Annotated in this window: 6 protein-coding genes and 1 pseudogene; 5 read left to right on the forward strand and 2 right to left on the reverse strand. The window is 62.4% G+C overall.

All coding sequences use genetic code 11. The features are described 5' to 3' along the window. Positions 1–39: 39 nt before the first annotated feature. Positions 40–831 (forward strand): TIGR02186 family protein, encoded by a 792-nt coding sequence (locus EN991_RS18820; protein ID WP_013533664.1) that lies wholly within the window; start codon positions 40–42, stop codon positions 829–831. A 169-nt stretch (positions 832–1,000) separates the two neighbouring features. After that, complete coding sequence (locus EN991_RS18825) at positions 1,001–2,257, forward strand: Hsp70 family protein (RefSeq protein WP_127369290.1); 1,257 nt, start codon at positions 1,001–1,003, stop codon at positions 2,255–2,257. Positions 2,258–2,445: 188 nt separating this feature from the next. Here EN991_RS18825 and EN991_RS18830 read toward each other — a convergent pair whose 3' ends face one another. Then, positions 2,446–2,907, reverse strand: coding sequence for a cupin domain-containing protein (locus EN991_RS18830; RefSeq protein ID WP_013533666.1), 462 nt, complete (start codon positions 2,905–2,907; stop codon positions 2,446–2,448). A 110-nt stretch (positions 2,908–3,017) separates the two neighbouring features. Here EN991_RS18830 and EN991_RS18835 point away from each other — a divergent pair, with 110 nt between their 5' ends. Continuing rightward, positions 3,018–4,580, forward strand: coding sequence for a winged helix-turn-helix domain-containing tetratricopeptide repeat protein (locus EN991_RS18835; RefSeq protein WP_127369291.1), 1,563 nt, complete (start codon positions 3,018–3,020; stop codon positions 4,578–4,580). A 134-nt stretch (positions 4,581–4,714) separates the two neighbouring features. Here EN991_RS18835 and EN991_RS18840 read toward each other — a convergent pair whose 3' ends face one another. After that, positions 4,715–5,617, reverse strand: a complete 903-nt coding sequence (locus tag EN991_RS18840) for a LysR substrate-binding domain-containing protein (protein ID WP_127369292.1) — start codon at positions 5,615–5,617, stop codon at positions 4,715–4,717. Here EN991_RS18840 and EN991_RS39915 point away from each other — a divergent pair. Together EN991_RS39915 and EN991_RS41675 are read left to right on the forward strand one after the other, a co-directional pair. Further along, positions 5,567–5,899 (forward strand): hypothetical protein, encoded by a 333-nt coding sequence (locus EN991_RS39915; protein WP_127366833.1) that lies wholly within the window; start codon positions 5,567–5,569, stop codon positions 5,897–5,899. The two genes, EN991_RS18840 and EN991_RS39915, sit on opposite strands and share 51 nt — an antisense overlap. After that, positions 5,896–6,440, forward strand: a pseudogene (locus tag EN991_RS41675) (molybdopterin-dependent oxidoreductase); the annotation flags it as partial. The gene EN991_RS39915 and the pseudogene EN991_RS41675, both read left to right, overlap by 4 nt.

Below are 6,440 nucleotides of genomic sequence, written 5' to 3' on the forward strand. Positions count from 1 at the left end.
GCCCAACCTCTATTCGCTGTCCGCCGCGGGCCTCAACTGATGAAGGCTCGCAGCACATTCGCAACCGCCATTGTCCTGTCGCTGCTTGCGGCCGCCGTGCCGGCGAAGGCACAGGTCCCGCTGACCGAAGGCATCCAGATCGGTCTCTCCACCGACAACGTCTCGATCACCGCCGGTTTTTCCGGGGCCGATCTGACCATCTTCGGTTCGCTGGAGAACCCGGATCCACTCGTCGCGCGCCAGGGCCGCTACGACGTCATCGTCGTGCTCGAAGGTCCGCCCAAACCGGTGGTGGTGCGCCGCAAGGACAGGGTGCTCGGCGTCTGGGTCAATCTGGACTCTGAGACCTTCGAAAACGTGCCCGTCTCCTATTCGGTGGCGACGACGCGGCCGCTGCAGGACATCACCGAACCCAACAGCTACAAGCAGCTGTCGCTCGGCGCCTCCAACCTCTACATGCAGCCCGCCGATGCCGGCGACAGCCCGGCGACGATCGAGGAGTTCACGGCGGCACTGCGGGAGCGCAAGTCGGCGACCGGGCTCTACAGCGAGAATGTCGGCGGCGTGCAATTCCTGTCGCAGAACCTTTTCCGCGCCACAGTGAGGCTGGCGCCGAATGTGCCGGTTGGAACCCACAAAGCCCGCGCGTTCCTGTTCAAGAGCGGTCTGTTCATCAAGGAAAGCTCGGCCCAGCTCGAAATCCGCAAATCCGGTTTCGAGCAGTCGATCTTCCGTGTCGCGCACAATTATTCCTTCCTCTACGGCGTCTTCGCGATATCGCTGGCCATGCTGACCGGCTGGCTCGGAAGGCTGATCTTCCGGCGAGATTAGGATTTTCCCCGAAAAGTGGTTTCCCTTTGCCGAGGCATGCGGTAGACCGCGCTCCCCAGCCAAATGGCAGACACAAACAATTCGGTTCGGCAGAGCAGCCCGTCCCCGGACAGCGCGCGATTTCTCATGGCGCCTGTCGGCTCGCCGACGACAGATGCAGGAACTTGTCATGCGACCAGCCTTCGGCGGCATCGACTTCGGCACTTCGAACTCCACCGTGGGCGTGGTCCGCAACGGGCAGCCGCGCCTCGTCGCGCTGGAGAACGGCCAGGTCACGCTGCCCAGTGCCGTGTTCTTCAACTTCGAGGACAACCGCACCTGCTTTGGCCGCCAGGCCATCGCCAATTACACCGACAGCATCGAAGGCCGGCTGATGCGTTCGCTGAAGAGCGTGCTCGGCAGTTCGCTGGCCCATGAAAAGACCCGCATCAAATCGCGGTCGATCGGCTTCATGGAGATCGTCGGCATGTTCCTTGGCCACCTCAAGAAGAGGCTGGAAGCCGATGCCGGCGATACGGTCGAGACCGTCGTTCTTGGCCGGCCGGTGCAATTCGTCGATGACGATGCCGAGGCCGACGCGAAGGCGCAAAGCGAACTCGAGAACGCCGCACGTGCCCAGGGCTTCAAGCACATCGCTTTCCAGTTCGAGCCGATCGCGGCGGCGCTCGACTACGAGCAGAAGGTGACACGCGAGGAACTGGCGCTGATCATCGATATGGGCGGCGGCACGTCGGACTTCTCGATCGTGCGGGTCTCGCCGCAGCGCTCCCGTTTGCTCGACCGCAAGGACGACATCCTGGCCAGCCGGGGCGTCCATATCGGCGGTACGGATTTCGACCGGCTGCTGAGCATCGCCCATGTCATGCCGCAGCTCGGCTATTTGACGCCGACCAAGGACGGCAAGCGCAACCTGCCGGCAAGCTATTTCATAGACCTCGCCACATGGCAGCGCATCAACCTGGTCTACACCGCCAAGGCGATGACGCATCTGCGCCAGATCCGCTACGAGGCCGAGCGCGCCGACCTGGTCGACCGTTTCATCCACGTCGTCGAACACCGCTACGGACACGCGCTGGCCGCACGTGTTGAGAAGGCCAAGATAGAGCTGACCGACAGGTCATCCGCAGAGGTCGCTGTGAAGCTGCCGGGTGCGGAGTTCACCGCCGAAATCACGCGCAGCGGGCTCGACGCGACGATTGCCAGGGACATCGAGCGGGTCACCGCAACGGTCGGGCAGACTATCAGGGACGCTGAGGTGAAGCCGTCCGACATCACCGCGGTGTTCCTGACCGGCGGATCGACCGCGATCCCGCTGGCCAAACGAGAGATCCTGTCGATGGTGCCGCAGGCATCCGTCATCGAAGGCGACATGTTCGGCTCGGTCGGACTTGGCCTGGCGCTGGATGCGCAACGCAAGTTCGGCTGAGGCTTTCTTCGAGCGGTCCAGCTTTTCAGAGATTACTGATCCGCTTTAGGCCAGGTCGTGTACCCATAACCTTCGGCGTGATGCGATGAAGATCACGTCCGCTTTGCGCCGATAGCGACCAAGCTCGTGCGCCAGCGCGATATGTCGCAATGGGCCAGAAGCTGTCGTGGGGCCGCCGTGACAGATGCCTACCCGCGTGTCGTCAAAGTCGAGAGCTGGTCAGTATCGTAGCGGTTCCGCAGCTCAGCGAGGGCTTTTGGGTCCGGCGCACCCTGCGCCGCGAGTTTGGCAAGTTCTTCGAAGTAGCGTTCGTGGCCAGGCGGAGAGACGGTCATCAGCACGCGGGCGGGTCTCTCACTGACATTCGTGATGTCGTGCGGCACTCCCGGTGGAATGAACAGATAGGTTCCGGGCGTTGCGCGAACCGTCTTGTCGCCGACATGCCACGCACACTCGCCTTCGAGCAGGTAGAACGTCTCTTCCTGCACACGGTGAACATGCCGTCCGGTGGCGAATCCCGCTGGGATCGTCCAGTCAAACATGCTCGTGTGCTTGGTGTTTTCGCCGGTGACGAGGAAGACCATAGGTTGACCACGCAGCATGATCCCCTTCTTCTCGTCGGGCATGCGAATAATGGCATTGGCGCTCATAGGATCCTCCTTTGACTGGGTGCTTACTTCCGGCAAGCACCTGTGCGACATTGGCCGTCGATGCCGGGAAAGTCGTGAATTCGTTCCCAAAAATTTGCTAAAAGCGTTGGATGACAATCGGAGGCGACCTTTATCAGTTTGGCCCGTTCCGTCTCGATCAGGTGGCGGGCATTTTGTATCACGGCACCGAGCCGACCATGCTTGGGCAACGCGCCGTTTCGCTTCTGCGTTTGCTGCTCCAAAACGCGGGCGTACCGGTATCCAAAGACGCGCTGGTCGAAGCCGGCTGGGGCAAATTGGCGGTTGCCGACAACAACCTGACGGTCCAGATCGCGGCCTTGCGCCGGGTATTGGCCGACGCAGCGGATGCTGAGAGCTGGATCGAAACACTGCCGCGCCGAGGCTATCGCTATGTAGGACCGGCTGTTGCGACGAGTGTCCCTGATCGTTTTGCAGCCGCCCGCACCGCGTCGGCGCCGACCTTGCCTGAGAAGCCTTCCGTGGCGGTCCTGCCGTTCTCGAACTTGAGCGGAGATCCGCAACAGGAGTACTTCGCCGATGGAATGGTCGATGACATCATCACCGGCCTGGCACGCATAAAATGGCTTTTCGTTATCGCGCGAAACTCGACCTTCGCTTACAAAGGCCGCGCCGTGGACGTGAAGCAGGTCGGCAGCGAGCTTGGCGTACGATATGTCCTCGAAGGCAGCGTGCGCAAAGCTGGCGGTAGTGTGCGCGTAACCGCTCAGATGATCGATGCATCGACCGGCGCGCACGTGTGGGCCGAGCGCTACGACCGCAGTTCGGAGGACATTTTCGCGCTTCAGGACGAAATCGCGCTATCAGCGGTGGGCGCGATTGCTCCAAGCTTGCGAAAAGCGGAAATTGAACGTGTCAGGCGGAAGCGCCCAGAGAGTCTCGACGCATACGATCTCGTGCTTCAAGCCCAGCCTGATGTCGATACAGGTATGCCGGAACAAGTTACGAGAGCACTGGCGCTTCTTGAGCGTGCCATCGCACTCGAGCCTGCCTATGCCCTTGCGCATGGCAATGCAGCAATGTGTCATCATTGTTTGTTCCTTCGTGCCGGGCTGCAGGAATTCAACCGTGCGGCTTCGATCCGGCACGCCCGATTGGCCATTGTCCATGGACAAGACGATGCACTCGCTCTGACATGGGCAGGGTTTTCGATCGGCATGGACGCGCATGATCGCGCCGCTGCATTCACGGCATTAGACGCAGCCCTCGCCATTAGCCCGTCATCGGCGCTGACTTACATTCTTGGCAGCGTCGTTCTCGGATGGGCCGGCGAAGCAGAGCGCGCGATAGAATGGAGCGAGAAGGGTATCCGGCTAAGCCCGTTCGATTCGTGGGCTTGGGCCGCGTTTGACGCCCAAGCAATGAGCCATTTGCTGCGCGGGCGTTACGAAGAAGCTTGTCGCGCAGCCTACAAGTCCGTTCAAGCCAATCCGGCACACAGCATCACCTACGTGCAACTGACCGCTGCGCTCGCCAAACTCGGCCGGCTGGACGAAGCGAGGGCCGCCGCCGCGCGCGTGCGCGAGCTTCAGCCGGGCTTCCGCTACAGGCGCCAATTTGCTGGCGTGCGCTGTGCGCCAGCGCTCGCGGAGACTCTGGGAAGCGCGCTGCGGGACGCCGGATTGCCAGAGTGACGGCTGAGCGTCGAGGCGGACAGCGCTAGCGAGCCCATCTGGGGAGGAAGGTCGTGGTGAGGCGTTTCAATCAGCCACTCGATACAAAGTACCAAGACCTCCGAGCCAACGGCAAACCCGCAAACTCTGATACTCTAGCCCGCCGACGGGGCATCCGCCTTGCCGTCGAGATGCGCCTTAAGCGCCATCTGGGCCAGGCTTGCCTGGCGATCGCGATGGGTGATCATGGCGAAGTCGCGTTTCGGCAGTTCGAGCGGCACCGATCTCAGACTGCCTTCGGCCACGGCGCGAGCCGCGACAAGCTCGGAGATGATGGTGGCGCCGGCCCCCGCCTCGACCGCCTGGCGAATAGCTTCATTGCTCGGCAGCACCAGGAATATCTGGAGGTCGGCGAGCGAAATCCCTTCGTGGCGCGCCAGATCCTCCAGCACCTCGCGCGTACCCGAACCACCCTCGCGGATGATCCAGCGCAGGCACTTGATGTCAGGGCGGCCGGGCGCGACTTCGGGGATCTCCGGATGCGCGCTGGCAACCACCAGCATCAGCTTGTCGACGTCGACCTTGGTGCGGCGCAGGATATCGGACTCGGTGCGGCCTTCGACCAGGCCCAGATCCGCCGCGCCATCGAGGACATTGGCCTCGACCTGCCTGGTGTTGCCGATGGAGACGCTCAGCCTGACGGCCGGATAGGCTTCGTGGAAGGAAGCCAGCCGGCGCGGCAGCCAGTAGCTGGCGATGGTCTGGCTGGCGGCGATCGAGAGGCTGCCGGTGACGGTCTGCGAGACATGCTCCAGCACATTGCGGGCAGCGGCGGCCCGTTCGAGCACGGCCTTGGCCTCGGGCAGGAACCGATGGCCGGTCTGGGCAAGCTCGATGTTGCGGCCGACGCGGTTGAACAGGTGGACGCCGTGCTGTTCTTCAAGCGCCCGGATGGCCGCCGATGCCGCCGACTGCGAAATGCCCAGCAGTTCCGCCGCCTTGGTCATATGGCCGCGCTCGGCGACGGCGACGAAAATCCGCAACTGATCCAGGGTCATGTCCGTATTAAGAACCAATATCGATCGAATTTACAAGAACAACTGATTAGACAGATCGATAGCTTTATTCTAAGTTTTCCAGCGAAGTTAGAAAAAATTCGCCGAAAGATCGCAGAGAGCAGAATGATCGGGCGTTTCAGATCCCTGCTTGCGCATTGGATCCGCGGCATAAGACGGCGGCTTGCCGGTGATCGTTACCACCCGGAAGAGCATTACGTGCGCGGCCCCGGACCGAAGACGCGGGCCAAATCCATGCGCCGTACAGGCGCCACCGGATCATGATGCAGGGACCGCCGCGCGGCGCGAATTCGGCACCATCGCAACGCCCGCTTGCCGACACGCGAGCGCCCGATGAAGGCGACGGCGTCGACACCTCGCCTGCCGTTTCCGACAGCATCGCCAAGACGACCTGCTACATGTGCGCCTGCCGCTGCGGAATCGATGTACACATCAAGGATGGCAAGGTCCGCTACATCAACGGCAACAAGGACCACCCGGTCAATCGCGGCGTGATCTGCGGCAAGGGCAGCTCCGGCATCATGCAGCATTACAGCCCGGCAAGGCTGAAGAAGCCATTGCTGCGCGCCGGCCCGCGCGGCTCCGGCGAGTTCCGCGAGATCGAGTGGGAAGAGGCGCTCTCGATCGCTACGGAACGGCTGTCGAACATCCGCCGGACCGACCCCAGGAAACTCGCCTTCTTCACCGGCCGCCATGTTGACCGAACAGAAGCCGCCATGGGCGGCGAAGTTCGGCGTACCGAACTGGCTCGCCCACCAGCCGGTCAGCGACTGCGACTGGTCGCGGCCGGTGAAGAAGGCGAGTT

The sequence above is a fragment of the Mesorhizobium sp. M7A.F.Ca.US.005.03.2.1 genome (genome assembly GCF_003997795.1).
GTDB classification, from domain to species: domain Bacteria; phylum Pseudomonadota; class Alphaproteobacteria; order Rhizobiales; family Rhizobiaceae; genus Mesorhizobium; species Mesorhizobium ciceri.